At 60.4% G+C, this 18,630-nt stretch carries 22 protein-coding genes; all 22 read left to right on the top strand.

All coding sequences use genetic code 11. From position 1 onward, the window contains the following. Positions 1 to 8 precede the first annotated feature (8 nt). The 22 genes from NNA36_RS06230 to nuoK all read left to right on the top strand — a co-directional run bounded on the left by NNA36_RS06230 (position 9) and on the right by nuoK (position 18,630). Positions 9 to 1,616 (top strand): carboxyl transferase domain-containing protein, encoded by a 1,608-nt coding sequence (locus NNA36_RS06230; RefSeq protein ID WP_255105321.1) that lies wholly within the window; start codon positions 9 to 11, stop codon positions 1,614 to 1,616. A 79-nt stretch (positions 1,617 to 1,695) separates the two neighbouring features. Continuing rightward, entirely contained in the window at positions 1,696 to 3,645 is a 1,950-nt protein-coding gene (locus NNA36_RS06235) for an acetyl/propionyl/methylcrotonyl-CoA carboxylase subunit alpha (RefSeq protein ID WP_255105325.1), read from the top strand. Then, complete coding sequence (locus NNA36_RS06240) at positions 3,642 to 4,301, top strand: glutathione S-transferase family protein (protein WP_255105328.1); 660 nt, start codon at positions 3,642 to 3,644, stop codon at positions 4,299 to 4,301. The genes NNA36_RS06235 and NNA36_RS06240 overlap by 4 nt, the downstream gene beginning before the upstream one ends. Before the next feature lie 3 nt (positions 4,302 to 4,304). Further along, positions 4,305 to 4,970 (top strand): glutathione S-transferase family protein, encoded by a 666-nt coding sequence (locus NNA36_RS06245; RefSeq protein ID WP_255105330.1) that lies wholly within the window; start codon positions 4,305 to 4,307, stop codon positions 4,968 to 4,970. Next, entirely contained in the window at positions 4,963 to 5,820 is an 858-nt protein-coding gene (locus tag NNA36_RS06250) for a hydroxymethylglutaryl-CoA lyase (protein ID WP_255105333.1), read from the top strand. Before NNA36_RS06245 ends, NNA36_RS06250 begins: the two co-directional genes overlap by 8 nt. A gap of 40 nt (positions 5,821 to 5,860) precedes the next feature. Further along, positions 5,861 to 6,646, top strand: coding sequence for a crotonase/enoyl-CoA hydratase family protein (locus NNA36_RS06255; RefSeq protein WP_255105335.1), 786 nt, complete (start codon positions 5,861 to 5,863; stop codon positions 6,644 to 6,646). Between the two features lie 474 nt (positions 6,647 to 7,120). After that, the gene (locus NNA36_RS06260) at positions 7,121 to 7,486 is read left to right on the top strand and encodes an NADH-quinone oxidoreductase subunit A (protein ID WP_255105337.1); all 366 of its coding nucleotides are present in this window, start codon (positions 7,121 to 7,123) and stop codon (positions 7,484 to 7,486) included. Next, positions 7,486 to 8,010, top strand: a complete 525-nt coding sequence (locus tag NNA36_RS06265; protein WP_255105600.1) for an NADH-quinone oxidoreductase subunit B family protein — start codon at positions 7,486 to 7,488, stop codon at positions 8,008 to 8,010. Before NNA36_RS06260 ends, NNA36_RS06265 begins: the two co-directional genes overlap by 1 nt. Beyond that, positions 8,007 to 8,612 carry an NADH-quinone oxidoreductase subunit C gene (locus NNA36_RS06270; RefSeq protein WP_255105339.1) on the top strand — a complete coding sequence of 202 codons (606 nt, stop codon included), beginning with the start codon at positions 8,007 to 8,009 and terminating at the stop codon, positions 8,610 to 8,612. The genes NNA36_RS06265 and NNA36_RS06270 overlap by 4 nt, the downstream gene beginning before the upstream one ends. Continuing rightward, complete coding sequence (locus NNA36_RS06275) at positions 8,612 to 9,826, top strand: NADH-quinone oxidoreductase subunit D (RefSeq protein WP_255105340.1); 1,215 nt, start codon at positions 8,612 to 8,614, stop codon at positions 9,824 to 9,826. The genes NNA36_RS06270 and NNA36_RS06275 overlap by 1 nt, the downstream gene beginning before the upstream one ends. Beyond that, on the top strand, positions 9,826 to 10,953 hold the full coding sequence (nuoE, locus tag NNA36_RS06280) for an NADH-quinone oxidoreductase subunit NuoE (protein WP_255105342.1): 1,128 nt from the start codon (positions 9,826 to 9,828) through the stop codon (positions 10,951 to 10,953). The genes NNA36_RS06275 and nuoE overlap by 1 nt, the downstream gene beginning before the upstream one ends. Before the next feature lie 3 nt (positions 10,954 to 10,956). Continuing rightward, the gene (locus NNA36_RS06285; RefSeq protein WP_255105343.1) at positions 10,957 to 11,184 is read left to right on the top strand and encodes a DUF5337 domain-containing protein; all 228 of its coding nucleotides are present in this window, start codon (positions 10,957 to 10,959) and stop codon (positions 11,182 to 11,184) included. Positions 11,185 to 11,188: 4 nt separating this feature from the next. Then, positions 11,189 to 12,487 (top strand): NADH-quinone oxidoreductase subunit NuoF, encoded by a 1,299-nt coding sequence (gene nuoF, locus NNA36_RS06290; protein ID WP_255105345.1) that lies wholly within the window; start codon positions 11,189 to 11,191, stop codon positions 12,485 to 12,487. 3 nt (positions 12,488 to 12,490) lie between these two features. Next, positions 12,491 to 12,886 (top strand): hypothetical protein, encoded by a 396-nt coding sequence (locus NNA36_RS06295; RefSeq protein WP_255105348.1) that lies wholly within the window; start codon positions 12,491 to 12,493, stop codon positions 12,884 to 12,886. After that, positions 12,883 to 13,296 (top strand): DUF5333 domain-containing protein, encoded by a 414-nt coding sequence (locus tag NNA36_RS06300; RefSeq protein ID WP_255105351.1) that lies wholly within the window; start codon positions 12,883 to 12,885, stop codon positions 13,294 to 13,296. Before NNA36_RS06295 ends, NNA36_RS06300 begins: the two co-directional genes overlap by 4 nt. A gap of 3 nt (positions 13,297 to 13,299) precedes the next feature. Beyond that, positions 13,300 to 15,312 carry an NADH-quinone oxidoreductase subunit NuoG gene (gene nuoG / locus NNA36_RS06305; protein WP_255105353.1) on the top strand — a complete coding sequence of 671 codons (2,013 nt, stop codon included), beginning with the start codon at positions 13,300 to 13,302 and terminating at the stop codon, positions 15,310 to 15,312. Between the two features lie 6 nt (positions 15,313 to 15,318). Continuing rightward, the gene (locus NNA36_RS06310; protein ID WP_255105356.1) at positions 15,319 to 15,735 is read left to right on the top strand and encodes a hypothetical protein; all 417 of its coding nucleotides are present in this window, start codon (positions 15,319 to 15,321) and stop codon (positions 15,733 to 15,735) included. A 6-nt stretch (positions 15,736 to 15,741) separates the two neighbouring features. After that, entirely contained in the window at positions 15,742 to 16,782 is a 1,041-nt protein-coding gene (nuoH, locus tag NNA36_RS06315) for an NADH-quinone oxidoreductase subunit NuoH (RefSeq protein WP_255105359.1), read from the top strand. Position 16,783: 1 nt separating this feature from the next. Next, positions 16,784 to 17,278 carry an NADH-quinone oxidoreductase subunit NuoI gene (nuoI, locus tag NNA36_RS06320; RefSeq protein ID WP_255105362.1) on the top strand — a complete coding sequence of 165 codons (495 nt, stop codon included), beginning with the start codon at positions 16,784 to 16,786 and terminating at the stop codon, positions 17,276 to 17,278. Next, positions 17,275 to 17,682 carry a carboxymuconolactone decarboxylase family protein gene (locus NNA36_RS06325; RefSeq protein WP_255105364.1) on the top strand — a complete coding sequence of 136 codons (408 nt, stop codon included), beginning with the start codon at positions 17,275 to 17,277 and terminating at the stop codon, positions 17,680 to 17,682. The genes nuoI and NNA36_RS06325 overlap by 4 nt, the downstream gene beginning before the upstream one ends. Further along, a complete protein-coding gene (locus NNA36_RS06330) occupies positions 17,679 to 18,287 on the top strand; it encodes an NADH-quinone oxidoreductase subunit J (RefSeq protein WP_255105365.1) in 609 nt (202 codons plus the stop codon). The genes NNA36_RS06325 and NNA36_RS06330 overlap by 4 nt, the downstream gene beginning before the upstream one ends. A 37-nt stretch (positions 18,288 to 18,324) precedes the next feature. Next, complete coding sequence (nuoK, locus tag NNA36_RS06335) at positions 18,325 to 18,630, top strand: NADH-quinone oxidoreductase subunit NuoK (protein WP_255105368.1); 306 nt, start codon at positions 18,325 to 18,327, stop codon at positions 18,628 to 18,630.

The raw sequence follows: 18,630 nt of genomic DNA on the forward strand, positions 1-18,630 counted from the left end.
TTGAAATCATGGCGAAAATCCAATCCAAGGCTCTGACCACGTCAGACGATTTCCAGGCCAACCGTGCCGCGCATCTCGAGGCGCTGGGCGTGGTGGCGGAAGCGGCGGCCAAGGCGACCCAGGGCGGCGGCGAGCGTTCGCGCGAGCGTCACGTCAGCCGTGGCAAGATGCTGCCGCGCGAGCGGGTGGCGAACCTGCTTGATCCGGGCTCTCCTTTCCTTGAGGTCGGTGCCACGGCGGCGCATGACATGTATGGCGATGCCGCGCCCTGTGCCGGTGTGATTGCCGGGATTGGCCGGGTTGAAGGCCAGGAAGTCATGGTGGTCTGCAACGATGCCACCGTGAAGGGCGGCACCTACTATCCGATGACCGTGAAGAAACACCTGCGGGCGCAGGAGATCGCGGAAGAATGCAACCTTCCTTGCATCTACCTTGTGGACTCGGGCGGTGCGAACCTGCCGAACCAGGATGAGGTGTTCCCGGATCGCGAGCACTTTGGTCGCATCTTCTTTAACCAGGCGAACATGAGCGCCCAGGGCATTCCGCAGATCGCGGTCGTGATGGGCTCCTGTACGGCAGGGGGCGCCTATGTGCCGGCGATGTCGGATGTGACAATCATCGTGAAAGAGCAGGGGACCATCTTCCTTGCCGGCCCTCCGCTGGTAAAGGCCGCGACGGGCGAGGTTGTGTCTGCCGAAGACCTTGGTGGCGGTGATGTCCACACGCGCCTCTCTGGCGTGGCGGATTACCTGGCCGAGGACGACGCCCACGCGCTGGCGCTGGCACGTCGCGCGGTGAGCCACCTGAACCGCACCAAGCCGCAGACCGTGCAATGGCAATCGTCTGAAGAACCAGCCTATGACCCCGAGGAAATCCTTGGCGTGGTTCCGGCAGGGCTGCGGACGCCCTATGACATTCGCGAAGTCATTGCCCGCACCGTGGATGGGTCGCGGTTCGATGAATTCAAACCCCGCTTTGGCGAGACGCTGGTGACCGGTTTTGCCCATGTCAAAGGTTGTCCGGTTGGTATCGTGGCCAACAATGGCGTGCTCTATTCCGAAAGTGCCGCCAAGGGCGCGCATTTCGTGGAGCTGTGTTCGCAGCGGGGTATTCCGCTGGTGTTCCTGCAAAACATCACCGGTTTCATGGTCGGGCAGAAATACGAAGCCGAAGGCATCGCCCGCCATGGCGCAAAGATGGTGACCGCCGTGGCCACCACCAAGGTGCCGAAGATCACCATGCTGGTGGGCGGCTCTTTCGGGGCCGGCAACTATGGCATGGCCGGTCGCGCCTATAGCCCGCGTTTCCTGTGGACCTGGCCTAACAGCCGGATCTCGGTGATGGGCGGCGAACAGGCGGCTGGTGTTCTGGCCACCGTGAAACGCGACGCCATCGAACGGCAGGGCGGGGAATGGTCGGCCGAGGAAGAGGCTGCCTTCAAACAACCCACGCTGGACATGTTCGAGCACCAGAGCCACCCGCTCTATGCTTCGGCGCGCCTTTGGGATGACGGCATCATCGACCCGCGCAAGACGCGCGATGTGCTTGCCCTGTCGCTGTCGGCCTCGCTTTGTGCGCCGATCGAAGAGACCAGGTTCGGCGTGTTCCGGATGTAATCTTCTTCTTTGCTCAAATACTCCCGGGGGTCCGGGGGCAGCGCCCCCGGCTCCGTCCTAACCAACAAGGACCAACCCGATGTTCAATAAAATCCTGATTGCAAACCGTGGCGAAATCGCCTGCCGCGTGATGGAAACTGCCCGTGCGATGGGTGTGAAAACCGTGGCTGTTTACTCGGATGCGGATGCGCTTTCGAAACATGTCGCGATGGCGGACGAGGCCGTGCATATCGGCGGATCGGCGCCTGCCGAAAGCTATCTTAAGGGCGATGTGATCATTGCTGCCGCGCAGGAGACCGGTGCGCAGGCGATCCACCCCGGTTATGGGTTCCTCTCCGAGAACCCGGACTTTGTGGACGCGGTTGAAAAGGCCGGTCTGGTCTTCATCGGCCCCTCGGCAGATGCGATCCGCAAGATGGGGCTCAAGGATGCCGCCAAGGCGTTGATGGAAGAGGCCGGTGTTCCGGTGGTGCCGGGCTATCACGGCGACAATCAGGATGCGGCTTTCCTTGCATCAGAGGCCGAGAAGATCGGCTATCCCGTTCTGATCAAGGCGGTTGCCGGCGGTGGCGGCAAGGGGATGCGCCTTGTCGAGGCACCCGAAGAGTTCGCGGATGCGCTTGCCAGTGCGCAGGGCGAGGCCACCACGGCCTTTGGCAATGCGGATGTTCTGATCGAGAAATACGTGACCCAGCCGCGCCACGTCGAGGTGCAGGTCTTTGGTGATGGCACCCATGCGGTGCATCTGTTCGAGCGGGACTGTTCGTTGCAGCGTCGCCACCAGAAGGTGATCGAAGAGGCCCCCGCGCCGGGCATGAGCGCCGAGGTGCGTGAGGCGATGGGGCAGGCCGGTGTGCGTGCCGCCGAGGCGATTGGCTACAAGGGCGCGGGTACGGTCGAGTTCATCGTGGACGGCTCAGACGGGTTGCGGGCGGATGGGTTCTGGTTCATGGAAATGAACACCCGCCTGCAGGTGGAGCATCCGGTGACCGAGGCGATCACGGGCGTTGACCTTGTGGAATGGCAGCTGCGGGTTGCGGCAGGGGAAAGCCTGCCTGCGAGCCAGGAAGAGCTGACGATCTATGGTCACAGTTTCGAGGTGCGCCTTTATGCCGAAGATGTGCCCAAGGGCTTCCTGCCTGCGACGGGCACCCTGAGCCATCTGGATTTCCCGGAAGGGGCGCGCTCGGACAGCGGGGTTCGGACCGGCGACACGATCAGCCCGTTCTATGACCCGATGATTGCCAAGATCATCACCCATGGGCCAACTCGTGCAGTTGCGCTGTCGCGGATGCGCACGGCACTTGCCGAGACGCAGGTTGGCGGCACGGTGACCAACCTCGCATTTCTGGGTGCTTTGTGTGACCACGCGGGCTTTGCCGCGGGCGAAGTGGACACGGGCCTGATTGCACGGGATCTGGATGACCTGGTGCAGGAGGTGGCCCCGACCGCGGCCCAGACCGCATGGGCGGGAATGGTCGCGCTGGGTCTGAACGCGGCATCGGCCCCGGAAGGCGGGTTCAATCTCTGGGGACCGCTGGAGCGCAGTGTCACCATCGCGCATGGCGACGAAGAGGTCGTGGTCAAGGTGATGATGGATGGTGCCGACAGGGCAGAGGTTCTGGTTGGCGAGACAACCGTTGTTGCCGAACGCATCGGTGGCGGCTGGCATCTTGATGGCAAACGCGCCGCGCCCGTGGGCGTAAGTGACGGCAAGGTCAGCGTTTTTGCCCGCTACGGGATGGAGTTCGACGTGGTTGATCCGCTGGCGCGGGATGCCGATGGTGGCGCGGCGGGCAACGTGATTGCAGCACCGATGCCGGGCTTGGTGAAGGCGATCTTTGCCGAGCCGGGACAAGAGGTGAAGGAAGGCGATCGCCTTGCCATTCTGGAAGCGATGAAGATGGAACACTCGCTTTTGGCCGCACGCGATGGCATCGTGGCCGAGGTTCTGGCCCATGCTGGTGATCAGGTGCAGGACGGTGCCGCGCTGATCCAGCTGGTCGAGGAGGACGAGGAGGCCGCATGATCCTGTTGCACCACATTCCGTTTTCGCGATCGTTCCGCGTGCTCTGGCTTCTTGAGGAGATGGGGCTGCGCGCGGAGCTCAAGCACTATTCCATCACCGATGGATCGTTGCGTGCGGCGGAGTTCAAGGCGATTTCTCCGGTGGGACGTGTGCCCGCGCTGGAAATTGACGGGATCACCATCTTCGAAAGCCCGGCCATCATCGAATACCTTGCCGAGACCCGGCCCGAGCACGGGCTGGGACGGTTGCCGGGCGATCCCGAGCGGGTGGCGTATCTCGAGTGGCTGGGGTTTGGGGAAACGCAGGCCAGTATACTCGGCTCGCTCAACATGCAGCATCTGTTCATGGGGGATCCGACACCGGCCTCTCCGGTGATGATGAAACTTGAGGCGGCCCGTCTTGGTGCAACGCTGAAGGCCATGGACCGGGTGCTTGCGGATCGCGACTGGCTGTTGCCGTCGGGGTTTTCGGCGGCGGATACGATGATGGGGTTCAACCTGTTCTCGGCGCCTTACTATGTGCGGCTTGACCGTTTCCCGAATGTGCAGGCCTATATCGCGCGGATCGAAGCGCGTCCGGCCTATCAGAAGGCCCGTGAACTGGATGGGCAGCAGGAGTTCTACAAGCAGGACTTCTATGACGTGCCGGAGGCCTGAAGGATGAAAATCGTTTTGCACCATGCGCATGAGGCGCGTTCGATGCGCGTGCTTTGGATGCTGGAAGAGCTGGGCGTGCCCTATGACGTGGTGTTGCACAACTTTTTCGACAAATCGCTGCGCAGCCCGGATTATCTTGCCATCAACCCGGCGGCACGGGTGCCAGCGCTGGAGATCGACGGGCAGGTTATCTGCGAAAGCGGGGCGTCCATTGAATACCTGTGCGAGCTGTTTCCCGAAAAGGGGCTTGGTCGGCCCGCTGGCGATCCGGAGAGGATGGCGTGGCTGGATATGCTGCATTATGCCGAAAGCATTGGGCAGCATGTGGCGAACCTGACCCAGGCGCATATTGTTCTTTACAAGCCTGACATGCGGTCTCCGACCCAGATGAACCTTGAGGCGCGACGTTTGCTGAAGGTTCTGGGGCGGCTGGAAAACCGGCTTTCGGATGGGCGCGAGTTTGTCATGCAAAGCGGCTTCAGCGGTGCCGACTGTGCCGTCGGCTATGGCGTCGACGTGGCGCGCCGCTTTGTGGCCTTTGACGCATTGCCGCGCGTTGCGGCCTATCGCGACCGTCTTGTGGCACGCCCCGCATTCAAGGCTGCTCTTCCGCCAGAGGGGGTGCAGTGCATCTATACCCAGGATTTTTATGAGGCACCGGATGTCTGACTTTGTCGAAATCTTCGAAATGGGCCCGCGCGACGGGCTGCAGAACGAAAAACGCCTGATCCCGACCGAGGAGAAGATCGCGCTGGTGGATTGCCTGAGCGAGGCCGGGTTCAAACGGATTGAAGTGGCCAGTTTCGTGAGCCCGAAGTGGGTGCCGCAGATGGCGGATTCCGCCGATGTTCTGGCGGGTATTTCGCGGGCCAAAGGCGTGTCCTATGCGGCGTTGACCCCGAACATGAAGGGGTTTGAGGGCGCGGTTGCGGCAAAGGCGGACGAAATCGCCATTTTCGGGTCGGCGTCCGAAGGGTTTTCTAAGGCCAACATCAACGCGACGATTGCCGAATCCATTGAACGCTTTGTTCCGGTTGCCGAAGCCGCGAAGAACATTGGCCTGCCGGTGCGGGGCTATGTCTCTTGCGTGACGGATTGCCCTTATGACGGTGCGACACCGCCGGAACAGGTGGCAAGGGTCGCTAGGATGCTCGCCGATCTGGGATGCTATGAGATTTCGCTGGGCGACACCATCGGGCAGGGCACGCCGGAAACCATTCGCGCGATGCTGGAGGCGGTTCTTCAAGAAGTGCCAGCTGCAAAGCTGGCCGGACATTACCATGATACCGCGGGGCGGGCCTTGGTGAACATCGAGGCCTCGCTCGACCTTGGGCTGCGGGTGTTTGATGCGGCCGTTGGCGGGTTGGGCGGTTGCCCCTATGCGCCGGGGGCCAAGGGCAACGTGGCAACAGAAGCGGTGCACGAGCGCGTGCGTGCGCTTGGGTTTGACACCGGTCTGGATGCGGCGGTTCTGGCCAAGGCCGGAGCCATGGCGCGGGCGATGCGGCAGGAGGGGTAAGTGCTCTGCCTGAAGAATTCTCATCACGAGGGGAAGATGAATGTTTGAAACAGTGACCATTGAAACGGATGCACGTGGTGTCGCGACGCTGACGCTGAACCGGGCCGAAAAGCACAACGCGATGTCCGGCGAGATGCTGGTGGAGTTGAAGGCGGCGGCCGAGCAGCTTGCCGCCGATGATGCGGTGCGCGTGGTGATCCTGACGGGGGCGGGCAAGTCGTTCTGTGCCGGTGGTGATCTGGGCTGGATGCGGCAGCAGATGGAGATGGACGCCGCGACCCGGGGCAAGGAGGCCCGCAAACTGGCCGAGATGTTACAGGCTTTGAACACGCTTCCCAAGCCACTGATTGGTCGTGTGCAGGGCAATGCGTTTGGCGGCGGCGTTGGCATGGCCAGCGTGTGTGACGTGACAATCGGTGTCGACAGCCTGACGATGGGTCTGACCGAGACGCGGCTTGGCCTCATTCCGGCGACGATTGGCCCCTACGTCGTGTCGCGCATGGGTGAGGCGATGGCGCGGCGCGTGTTCATGTCGGCGCGCCTGTTCAAGGCGGATGAGGCAGTCACACTTGGGCTCTTGGCCAAGGCGGTTCCGATGGAAGATCTGGACGCGGCGGTCGAGGCGGAAGTGGTGCCGTATCTTTCGTGCGCACCGGGGGCGGTGGCCTCTGCCAAGGCGCTTGCACGGGCCTTGGGGCCCCGGATCGATGACGAGGTGATCGACATGACGATCGCGGCCCTGGTCAAGGCCTGGGAGGGGGACGAGGCGCCGGAAGGCATCGCGGCGTTCTTCGAGAAACGGAAGGCTGCCTGGATATCTTCGTAAGCGAACCCCTAGAATTTTTTCACCTGCGCCGCCCTAACATCGGGGCGGCGTTTGCCGTTTTGCGCCCTGTTGCAGGGGCGATTTCTGCAAAGAATGAGTCTCTGGCGTTCAATTCGTGCGGACCTTGGCTTTGGTTGTCGATAAATTGATCGCCAAGTTGACGCAGGGTGCCCAAGAAAATTAATTTCGCATTTTTCCTGCATCTTTGGGCTTGCGACGCGGCTGTGTGGTCGGCTTGGCGCATCAGCCGGCAAAAACGCCGTATTTCTTTATGAAATGGGGGTCGACCAATTGCCGCAGGATGGTTGAACAGAGAGTGTATACCTTTGTATGCAAGGGCGATGCGCCTTAATTTCATATTATTGAATGTGTGCGCGCTTGGTTGACCCTGCCATGGGGCAGGGGTAAACCCGCTCTAGTAAATACAGCCATCTGACTGCACGAATTTTTCAACGTGCATGAAAGGAGCCACCTGTGGAAGAGATGCTGAGGGAATACCTTCCCATCCTCGTCTTTCTGGCCATCGCCGTTGCCCTTGGCCTCGTTCTGATCCTCGCAGCTGTCGTTCTTGCCGTACGCAAGCCTGATCCTGAGAAGGTGAGTGCTTATGAGTGCGGTTTCAATGCCTTTGATGACGCGCGGATGAAATTTGACGTCAGGTTCTACCTGGTATCGATCCTGTTCATCATCTTCGATCTTGAGATCGCGATGCTGTTCCCCTGGGCCGTTGGCTTCAAGGACATCTCGATGGTCGGCTTCTGGTCGATGATGGTTTTCCTGGCTGTTCTGACCATCGGCTTTGCCTATGAATGGAAGAAAGGGGCGCTCGAATGGGAGTGATGACCGGAGCGAACACCGCCGGAGCGGACCGTGAGGTCGCCACCCAGGCGCTGAATGCCGAGCTTCAGGACAAGGGCTTTATCCTGACCTCGACCGAAGACATCATCAACTGGGCCCGTACCGGTTCGCTGCACTGGATGACCTTTGGTCTGGCCTGCTGCGCGGTTGAGATGATGCAGCTTTCGATGCCGCGTTACGACCTTGAACGTTTTGGCACCGCACCGCGGGCTTCGCCGCGCCAGTCGGACCTGATGATCGTTGCCGGGACACTTACCAACAAGATGGCACCCGCGCTGCGCAAGGTTTACGACCAGATGCCCGAGCCGCGTTACGTGATCTCGATGGGCTCCTGTGCGAACGGCGGCGGTTACTACCACTATTCCTACAGCGTTGTGCGTGGCTGTGACCGGGTTGTTCCGGTCGACGTTTACGTACCGGGCTGCCCTCCGACCGCGGAGGCCCTGCTTTACGGCATCATGCAGCTGCAACGCAAAATCCGCCGCACGGGGACGATTGAACGATGAGCGAAGCCCTCAAAGAACTCGGAGCTCAGATCGAGCTCAAGCGCCCGGACTGTGTTCTGGGTTGGGATGTGACCTACGGCGAATTGAACATTGACGTGGCCCCGGCGAACATCGCCGGGTTCGTCGAGTTTCTGAAGTCTGACGCGAACTGCAAGTTTACCCAGCTTCTGGACATTGCCGGTGTGGACTATCCCGACCGTGCCAAGCGTTTCGACGTTGTGTACCACCTGCTGTCGATGACCCAGAACCAGCGTATCCGTCTGCGTGTGAGCGTGCGCGAAGACGAGATGGTTCCCTCGGTGACCGGCGTGTTTGCCTCGGCCAACTGGTACGAGCGCGAAACGTTCGACATGTACGGCGTGATCTTCTCGGATCACCCCGACCTGCGTCGCCTGCTGACCGACTATGGCTTCCGCGGCCACCCGCTGCGCAAGGATTTCCCGACCACCGGTTATACCGAGGTGCGCTATGACGAAGTTCAGAAGCGCGTGGTCTATGAGCCGGTGAAGCTGCCGCAGGAATACCGCCAGTTTGATTTCATGAGCCCGTGGGAAGGTGCGCAGTACATCCTGCCGGGTGACGAGAAAGGGGAGGCGAAGTGATGGACGGCTCCAAAGGTTTCGAAGACGCCCTGACCGGCGAACAGAAAATCCGCAACTTCAACATCAACTTTGGCCCGCAGCACCCTGCGGCGCACGGCGTGTTGCGTCTGGTGCTCGAGCTGGACGGCGAGATCGTGGAACGTTGCGACCCGCATATCGGCCTGCTGCACCGTGGCACCGAAAAGCTGATGGAAAGCCGCACCTACCTGCAGAACCTGCCGTATTTCGACCGTCTCGATTACGTGGCGCCGATGAACCAGGAACATGCCTGGTGTCTGGCCATCGAGAAGATGACCGGCACCGAGGTGCCGCGTCGCGGCCAGCTGCTGCGCGTGTTGTGGTCGGAAATCGGCCGTGTGCTGAACCACCTTCTGAACATCACCACGCAGGCGATGGACGTTGGTGCGCTGACCCCGCCGCTTTGGGGCTTTGAAGAGCGCGAAAAGCTGATGGTGTTCTACGAGCGCGCCTGTGGTGCGCGTATGCACGCCAACTATTTCCGCCCCGGTGGTGTTCACCAGGATGTACCGGACGCGCTTCTGGATGACATCGAAGAGTGGGCGATCGAGTATCCGGCGAAGATTGACGATATCGACGGCCTGCTGACCGAGAACCGGATCTTCAAGCAGCGTAACGTTGATATCGGTGTCGTGACCCAGCAGGACGTGCTTGATTTCGGCATGACCGGCGTAATGGCGCGCTCAGCGGGCCTTGCCTGGGACCTGCGTCGCTCGCAGCCTTACGAATGCTATGACGAGTTCGACTTCCAGGTGCCTGTTGGCAAGAACGGTGACTGCTATGACCGTTACCTGATGCGCATGGAAGAAATGCGCCAGTCGACGTCGATCATCCGTCAGGCCATCGTCAAGCTGCGTGAAGCGACGGGTGACGTCATGGCACGTGGCAAGATGACCCCGCCCAAGCGCGGCGAGATGAAAACCTCGATGGAAAGCCTGATCCACCACTTCAAGCTCTACACCGAAGGGTTCCACGTTCCGGCTGGCGAATGTTATGCCGCCGTCGAAGCGCCCAAGGGCGAATTCGGCGTTTACCTCGTTGCCGATGGCACCAACAAACCCTACCGCGCCAAGATCAGCTGCGCCGGCTACCGTCACCTTCAGGCCATGGACCACATGGCCACGGGTCACCAGCTTGCCGACGTCGCCGCCATCATCGGCACGATGGACATCGTTTTTGGGGATATTGACCGCTAATGCTTCGTCGTCTTCATTCTGAACAACCCGAGAGCTTTGCCTTTAGCCCGGCCAACCAGGCCTGGGCGGAAGCGCAGATCACGAAATATCCCGAAGGCCGCCAGGCAAGCGCGGTTATCCCGCTGTTGTGGCGTGCGCAGGAGCAGGAAGGCTGGCTGACCAAGCCCGCGATCGAAGGCATCGCCGATATGCTTGGCATGGCCTATATCCGCGTGCTGGAAGTGGCGTCCTTCTACTTCATGTTCCAGTTGCAGCCGGTTGGTTCGGTGGCCCACATCCAGATCTGCGGCACCACGTCCTGCATGATCTGCGGTGCGGAAGACCTGATTGCCGTGTGCAAAGAGAAGATCGCCGAGAAGCCGCACCAGTTGTCGGCGGATGGCAAGTTCTCGTGGGAAGAGGTTGAATGCCTTGGTGCCTGCACCAACGCACCGATGGCCCAGATTGGTAAGGACTACTACGAAGACCTGACCGCCGAAGGTCTGGCTGCGATGCTGGACGAGATGGCGGCCGGCAAGGTTCCGGTTCCGGGGCCTCAAAATGGCCGGTATGCTGCCGAGCCGCTCTCGGGTCTGACTTCGCTGACCGAATATGACAGCGGCAAGACCCAGTATAACGCGTCGGCACAGCTGGCGACCGACATCGGTGACAGCATCAAGCGGATCGACGGCACCGAAGTGCCGCTGCGCACGCCTTGGGTTGGCGCGGATGGCACCGTTGCAGGCCGTAGCCCTTCGAAGCCGCAGGCCCCGGCCGAACCGGAAGCGCCGAAGCCTGCCGTGAAGCAGGCCGAGGAGGCCAAGAAAGCGGCGGCGCCCAAGAAGGCAAAACCGAAGGCCGAGAAAAAAGCGGCTGAAGCACCCGCGGCGGATGCCGGACCGGACGATCTCAAGCAGTTGAAGGGCGTTGGTCCGAAGCTGGAAAAGAAGCTGCACGCCGCTGGCGTGACGACCTTCGCGCAGATCGCGGCCTGGGGGCCGGACGATATTGCCGAGATGGACGACAAGCTGTCGTTCAAGGGCCGCATCGAGCGGGACGGCTGGGTCGACCAGGCCAAGACGCTTGCCGAAGGTGGTGCAACCGAGTTTTCCAAGCGCGTCGCCAAGGGCGGGGTCTACGAGGACTAAGACATGACGGGTGAGCAACAGGAACAGTATCTGGCAAAGCGGGGCCGTGTCGTGGCCATCGTGATTGCCGCGACGATGCTGATCTGGATGGCCGCCCAGTGGTTGGGACAGGCGATGGGGCTACCGGGACGGTATGCGCTGTTGTTTGATTTCGCCGCGATTGCCGCGCTGATTTGGGCGGTGGTGAACATTTATCAGATCTGGCGCCTGCGCCGGGAAATGCAAGGGTAACAAGATGCTCAAAGACCAGGACCGTATCTTTACCAATCTCTACGGTATGCACGATCGCACGCTGGCGGGCGCAAAGGCGCGTGGCCATTGGGATGGCACCGCGAAGATCATCCAGAACGGACGTGAATGGATCATCGACCAGATGAAGGCCAGCGGCCTGCGTGGTCGGGGTGGTGCGGGCTTCCCGACCGGTCTCAAGTGGTCCTTCATGCCGAAAGAAAGCGACGGACGTCCGGCCTACCTGGTCATCAATGCCGACGAATCCGAGCCGGGCACCTGTAAAGACCGCGAGATCATGCGCCACGATCCTCATACCCTGATCGAAGGGGCGTTGATCGCCTCTTTCGCGATGAATGCGAACACGGCCTATATCTATATCCGTGGCGAATTCATCCGCGAGCGTGAAGCCCTGCAAAACGCCATCGACGAAGCCTATGACGCGGGTCTTCTGGGCCGCAACGCTGCTGGCTCGGGCTGGGATTTCGATCTCTTTCTGCACCACGGGGCAGGGGCCTATATCTGTGGTGAGGAAACCGCGCTGCTGGAAAGCCTTGAGGGCAAGAAAGGCATGCCGCGCATGAAACCGCCGTTCCCGGCGGGAGCGGGCCTTTATGGTTGCCCGACCACCGTGAACAACGTGGAATCGATCGCCGTTGTGCCGACCATCCTGCGCCGTGGCCCGGAGTGGTTCACCTCATTTGGTCGTGCGAACAACGCGGGCACCAAGCTGTTTGGTATTTCCGGCCACGTCAACAACCCCTGTGTTGTCGAAGAAGCGATGTCGATCTCGTTCGAAGAGCTGATCGAAAAGCATTGTGGCGGTATCCGTGGCGGCTGGGACAACCTGTTGGCCGTGATCCCCGGCGGATCGTCGGTGCCCTGTGTGCGCGGTGAGAACATCCGCGACGCCGTGATGGACTTTGACTATCTGCGTAACGAGCTTGGCTCGGGTCTCGGGACCGCAGCCGTGATCGTGATGGACAAGCAGACCGATATCATCAAGGCGATCTGGCGTCTGTCTAAGTTCTACAAGCACGAGAGCTGTGGTCAGTGTACGCCGTGCCGCGAAGGTACCGGCTGGATGATGCGCGTGATGGACCGCCTTGTGAAGGGCGAGGCCGAGATCGAGGAAATCGACATGCTTTGGGATGTGACCAAGCAGGTTGAGGGCCACACGATCTGTGCCCTGGGCGATGCGGCTGCCTGGCCGATCCAGGGTCTGATCCGCAACTTCCGCGAAGAGATCGAGGATCGCATCAAGGCCAACAAAACCGGGCGCATGGGCGCCATGGCGGCCGAATAAGGAATGTCGGGTATGATTGGGCAGGACAAGATGAACAAACCGGGCAAGCGCGCCCGCATCGGTGTTTCGGGCATCGTTGCGCCGCTGTGTCTTGCGCTTGGGCTTTCCGCATGTGCCCAGTTCAGCAACGAAGACATCCTGACCTTCGACGGCTTTTACTTCCGCACGGATGTTGACCTTTTCGAGCGCAAGGTCCGAGACCACTTCCGCGTCGAAGTACGCAATCCGCAGCAATCGCTGGCCGGTGCGCGCGAAGCGGGGCGTCATCAGGCGATCCGACATTGCATTGAGCAATTCGGCACCTCGGCCATCGAATGGGTTTCCGGACCGGATGTAGAGGACGCCGAGTTGATCTTCGACAATGATAAACTTGTCTTCGAGGGGTATTGCAGGCCATGATCCGTCGTCTCTCGCATATGTTTGCCTGCGCCGCAGTGGCAGCCCTTGTTGCAGGGGCTGTTTCCGCGCGTCCGCATCTGAGCGAGGTTGATGAAATCAACGACGGTCTGTTCGTGATCGCCGTGGCCAAGGAAATCCGGGATTACTGTCCGGAGATTTCGGCACGCACCCTGAAAGCCTATGATTTCCTTTGGAAATTGCGCAAACAGGCGCGTGAAATGGGATACTCGGATACCGAGATCAAGGCCTATATCGGCGACGATAAGGAAAAGGCCAAGATGCGCGTACGTGGTGAGGCGTATCTGAAAGAACACGGGGTCACCTATGAAGACCCGCAAACCTTTTGCGCGCTTGGGCGCGTGGAAATCGAAAAATCGAGCCGGATCGGCGCGCTGTTGAGGGCGAAATAAGAGATGTCTGACCTACGCAAGATCGTTATCGACGATACTGAAATCGAGGTGGAAGGGGCGATGACCCTGATCCAGGCCTGTGAAGAGGCCGGGGTCGAGATTCCGCGCTTCTGTTACCACGAGCGCCTGTCGATTGCTGGCAACTGCCGCATGTGCCTTGTCGAGGTCGTGGGTGGCCCGCCGAAGCCGGCGGCGTCATGCGCGATGCAGGTGCGCGACCTGCGCCCCGGGCCGGAAGGCCAGCCGCCGGTGGTGAAAACCAACTCGCCGATGGTCAAGAAGGCGCGTGAAGGCGTGATGGAGTTCATGCTGATCAACCACCCGCTGGATTGCCCGATCTGCGACCAGGGCGGTGAGTGCGATCTGCAGGACCAGGCCATGGCCTATGGTATCTCGAACACCCGCTTTTCCGAAGCCAAGCGTGCCGTAGACGATCTGGATCTCGGGCCGCTGGTGGCAACCACAATGACCCGCTGCATCAGCTGTACCCGCTGTGTGCGTTTCACCACCGAGGTGGCGGGCATTGCCCAGATGGGCCAGACCGGTCGTGGCGAAGATGCGGAGATTACCAGCTATCTGAACCAGACGCTGGATTCGAACATGCAGGGCAACATCATCGACCTGTGTCCGGTTGGTGCCCTGACCTCCAAGCCTTATGCCTTCTCGGCCCGCCCGTGGGAACTGACCAAGACCGAAACCATCGACGTGATGGATGCGCTTGGGTCGAACATCCGCGTCGACACCAAGGGCCGCGAAGTGATGCGTATCATGCCGCGTAACCACGATGGCGTGAACGAAGAGTGGATTTCGGACAAGAGCCGTTTCGTCTGGGACGGCCTGCGCCGCCAGCGTCTCGACAAGCCCTATGTGCGTGTTGATGGCAAGCTGAAGCCGGCAACCTGGGGTGAAGCTCTGGCCGCCGCTTCGGACGCCATGAAAGGCAAGAAGGTTGGCGCGCTGGTGGGCGATCTTGCTCCGGCCGAGGCTGTCTTTGCCCTGAAGCAGATTGTTGATGGTCTGGAAGGCAATATCGAATGCCGCACCAACGGCGCGGTTCTGCCGGCCGGCAACCGCTCGGCCTATGTGGGCACGGCGGCGATTGAAGATATCGACAGCGCCAAGGCGATCTACCTGATCGGAACCAACCCGCGCGACGAGGCACCGGTGCTGAACGCGCGTATCCGCAAGGCTTGGGCCAAGGGTGCCGACGTGATCGTGGCGGGCACCAAGGGCATGGATCTGACCTATGACTATTCCTATGCCGGTCCGGGCCGTATGCCGCTGAACCGTCTGGCCGACGAAGCCGTGGCGCGTGAAGGTGCCATCGTGATCGTGGGGCAGGGTGCTATCTGCGAAGGCGACGGCATTGCCGTGCTTGGTCAGGTGATGACCCTGACCGAAAAGCTGGGCGGCAAGATGATGGTTCTGCACACCGCTGCAAGCCGTGTTGGCGCGATGGACCTTGGGGCCGTGACCGAAGGTGGTCTGGATACCGCGATGGAAGGTGCCGAGGTGGTCTTTAACCTTGGTGCGGACGAAGTGGAGATCGCGGACGGTCCCTTCGTGATCTATCAAGGCAGCCACGGCGACCGCGGTGCACACCGCGCCGACGTGATCCTGCCAGCCGCGGCCTATACCGAGGAAAACGGCCTGTTCGTGAACACCGAAGGTCGCCCGCAGCTTGCGATGCGTGCCGGGTTTGCGCCGGGTGAGGCCAAGGAAAACTGGGCCATCCTGCGTGCCCTGAGCGCGGAGCTGGGCGCGACGCTGCCTTATGACACGCTGGCGCAGCTGCGTCAGGCGATGGTGGCTGAGGTGCCGCATTTCGCGCAGATCGATCAGGTGATCGACAATGGCTGGGATGCGCTTCCGGGCAAGGAACTGGCGAAGTCGCCGTTCCAGGTTGCGGTCAAGGATTTCTACCTGACCAACCCGATTGCCCGCGCAAGCGAGCTGATGGCCGAGTTGAGCGCCAATGCCAAAGGGCGCAACGAAGCAAAGGTTGCGGCAGAGTAAGCACATATGCATTTGAACGCCCTCATATCCCCAGTTCTCCCGGCGCTTGCGCTGGGGGTCACTGCGTGCGCACCCGTTGATGGCAACGGCGTGACACGTAACGGGGGTGTTGCGGATCTGGATTACATCGGTGTGGAAACCCGTCTGCTTGAAGACGACCTGGTCAATTTCCGCGCCGCTCTGTCCGGTTCCGAAACGGGTGAGGACGTGCGTGCCTATGCCGAATGCGCTGCCGCGCAATACGCGTTGATTCGGGGATTTGGATTTGCCCGGCATCTGCGCACGAATGTTGAGATTGAAAACGGAATCTGGCGGGGTGACGCGGTCTATGTCATCTCGGCTTCGCTTCCCCGTGGTCTCAAGACGATCGACGCTGAGGTGATCGTCTCGAACTGCGAAGAGAACGGAATACCCACGGTGTGAGGACCCATGACTGAATTCTTTACCACCACCTACCTGGGGATCTTCCTGCTGATCGTAGGACAGGTTCTCCTGATCGTCGTGCCGCTTCTGGTGGCGCTGGCGTTCCTCCTTTACGCCGACCGTAAGATCTGGGCCGCCGTCCAGATGCGCCGTGGCCCCAACGTGGTGGGCACCTTCGGTCTATTGCAGAGTTTCGCGGACTTCGTGAAATACGCGGTGAAGGAAATCGTTTACCCTGCGGGTTCCGACAAGGTCGTGTTCCTGTTGGCCCCGATGGTATCGCTGGTCATGGCGCTGATCGCCTGGGCGGTGATCCCGTTCAATGATGGGTGGGTGCTGTCGGATATCAACGTCGCGATCCTATATGTCTTCGCGGTCTCGTCGCTTGAGGTTTACGGCGTGATCATGGGTGGCTGGGCGTCGAACTCGAAGTATCCGTTCCTCGGCTCGCTGCGCTCTGCTGCCCAGATGATTTCTTACGAGGTATCGATCGGCCTGATCATCATCGGTGTGATCATCTCGACCGGCTCGATGAACTTTGGCGACATCGTACGCGCCCAGGATGGGTCGTATGGCATCTTCAGCTGGTACTGGCTGCCGCACTTCCCGATGCTGTTCCTGTTCCTGATCTCTGCCATGGCCGAAACCAACCGCCCGCCGTTCGACCTTCCGGAAGCGGAATCGGAACTGGTTGCCGGTTATCAGGTTGAATATTCGTCGACCCCGTTCCTGTTGTTCATGATCGGCGAATACGTGGCCATCGTTCTGATGTGCGCTTTGACCTCGCTCCTGTTCCTTGGTGGGTGGCTGTCGCCGATCCCGGGCCTGCCGGATGGCATCCTGTGGATGTTCGCCAAGATCGGTTTCGTCTTCTTCATCTTCTCGATGGTGAAGGCGATCACCCCGCGCTACCGCTATGACCAGCTGATGCGTATTGGTTGGAAAGTGTTCCTGCCGATGTCGCTGGTCTGGGTTGTTGTCGTGGCGTTCCTTGCAAAATTCGAAGCCTTCGGCGGTGCTTATGCACGCTGGGCGATTGGAGGCTGATATGGCGAATATCGATTACAAACGCGCCGCAGGCTACTTCCTGCTCAGCGATTTCATCGGTGGCTTCAAACTGGGCCTGAAGTACTTCTTCGCGCCCAAGGCCACGATCAACTATCCGCACGAGAAGAACTATCTCTCGCCGCGTTTCCGTGGGGAACACGCCCTGCGCCGCTATCCCAACGGGGAAGAGCGTTGCATCGCCTGTAAACTCTGCGAGGCGATCTGTCCGGCACAGGCGATCACCATCGATGCGGAACCGCGCGAAGACGGCAGCCGCCGCACCACGCGTTACGACATCGACATGACCAAGTGCATCTACTGCGGTTTCTGTCAGGAAGCCTGCCCGGTGGACGCAATTGTTGAAGGCCCGAACTTTGAATTCGCAACCGAAACCCGCGAAGAGCTTTTCTATGACAAGGAAAAGCTGCTTTCAAACGGGGAGCGTTGGGAAGCCGAGATCGCGCGTAACATCGAACTGGATGCGCCGTACCGATGACCGATAAGACGAACCCTTTTGAAGCGATGATCCAGCAGGCACAGGAGATGGCCAAGGCCATGAATCCTGCGCTCGAGTCCTTCACTCCGAAGGGGTTCGAGAACCTGTGGCCAACAATGCCCAAGGACATGATGGAAATGTTCTTTGGCAACACGCTGAACAAGGACGGGCTTGATGCGAAAACCCGTCTTCTGCTGACGCTGGCGGCCATGACGGTTCTGGGTGCGCAAGCCGACGCACAGATCAGAATGACCGTGCGCCACCTCATCGAGGCGGGCGCCACGAAACAAGAAATTGTCGAGACCATCGGCCAGATGTCGATGTTCGCAGGCATCCCCGCCATGACCCGCGCCCTGGAACTTGCGCAGGATGTCCTGGCCGACCAAGAGGAAAGTGACACATGACCATCGCAGCGCTGGCCTTCTATCTGTTTGCGATCTGCGTGATCGCCGGCGGGCTGTTCACCGTCATCAGCCGCAACCCCGTACACTCGGTTCTGTGGCTTATCCTGGCCTTCCTGTCTTCGGCGGGGCTGTTTGTCCTGCTGGGTGCGGAATTCGTCGCCATGCTTCTTATCATTGTCTACGTCGGTGCCGTTGCGGTGCTGTTCCTGTTCGTGGTGATGATGCTGGATGTCGACTTTGCCGAGCTGAAAGCGGGCATGGCACAATACCTGCCGCTTGGCCTTCTGATCGGTGTGGTTCTGCTCATGCAGCTGGGCATGGCCTTTGGTGTGTGGCAGGCCTCGGACGTTGCCGAAGCGCAGCGCGCCGCCGTGACGCCTGAAGGTGTCGAGAACACCGCCGCCCTGGGCCTTCTCATCTACGACCAATATTTCCTGCTGTTCCAACTGGCAGGCCTGATCCTTCTGGTGGCCATGATCGGTGCCATCGTTCTGACCCTGCGCCATCGCAAGGACGTCAAGCGTCAGAACGTGCTCGAGCAGATGTGGCGTGATCCGGCAAAGGCCATGGAACTGAAAGACATCAAACCGGGGCAGGGCCTTTAATGGCCCGCCTCTGGAAGAATAAGACCGAGGGACGAACATGATCGGACTTGAACATTATCTAGGGGTGGCAGCGACGCTGTTTGTCATCGGTATCTTTGGCCTCTTCCTGAACCGGAAGAACGTCATCATCCTCCTGATGTCGATCGAACTGATGCTGCTTTCCGTCAACATCAACCTGGTCGCTTTCTCGAGCTTCATGAACGATCTGGTCGGGCAGGTGTTTACCCTGTTCGTTCTGACCGTTGCCGCGGCAGAGGCCGCGATTGGCCTGGCGATTCTGGTCTCGTTCTTCCGCAACCGCGGCACCATCGCGGTGGAAGACGTCAACGTAATGAAAGGCTGA

Source organism: Shimia sp. CNT1-13L.2 (assembly GCF_024331145.1).
GTDB lineage: Bacteria > Pseudomonadota > Alphaproteobacteria > Rhodobacterales > Rhodobacteraceae > Shimia.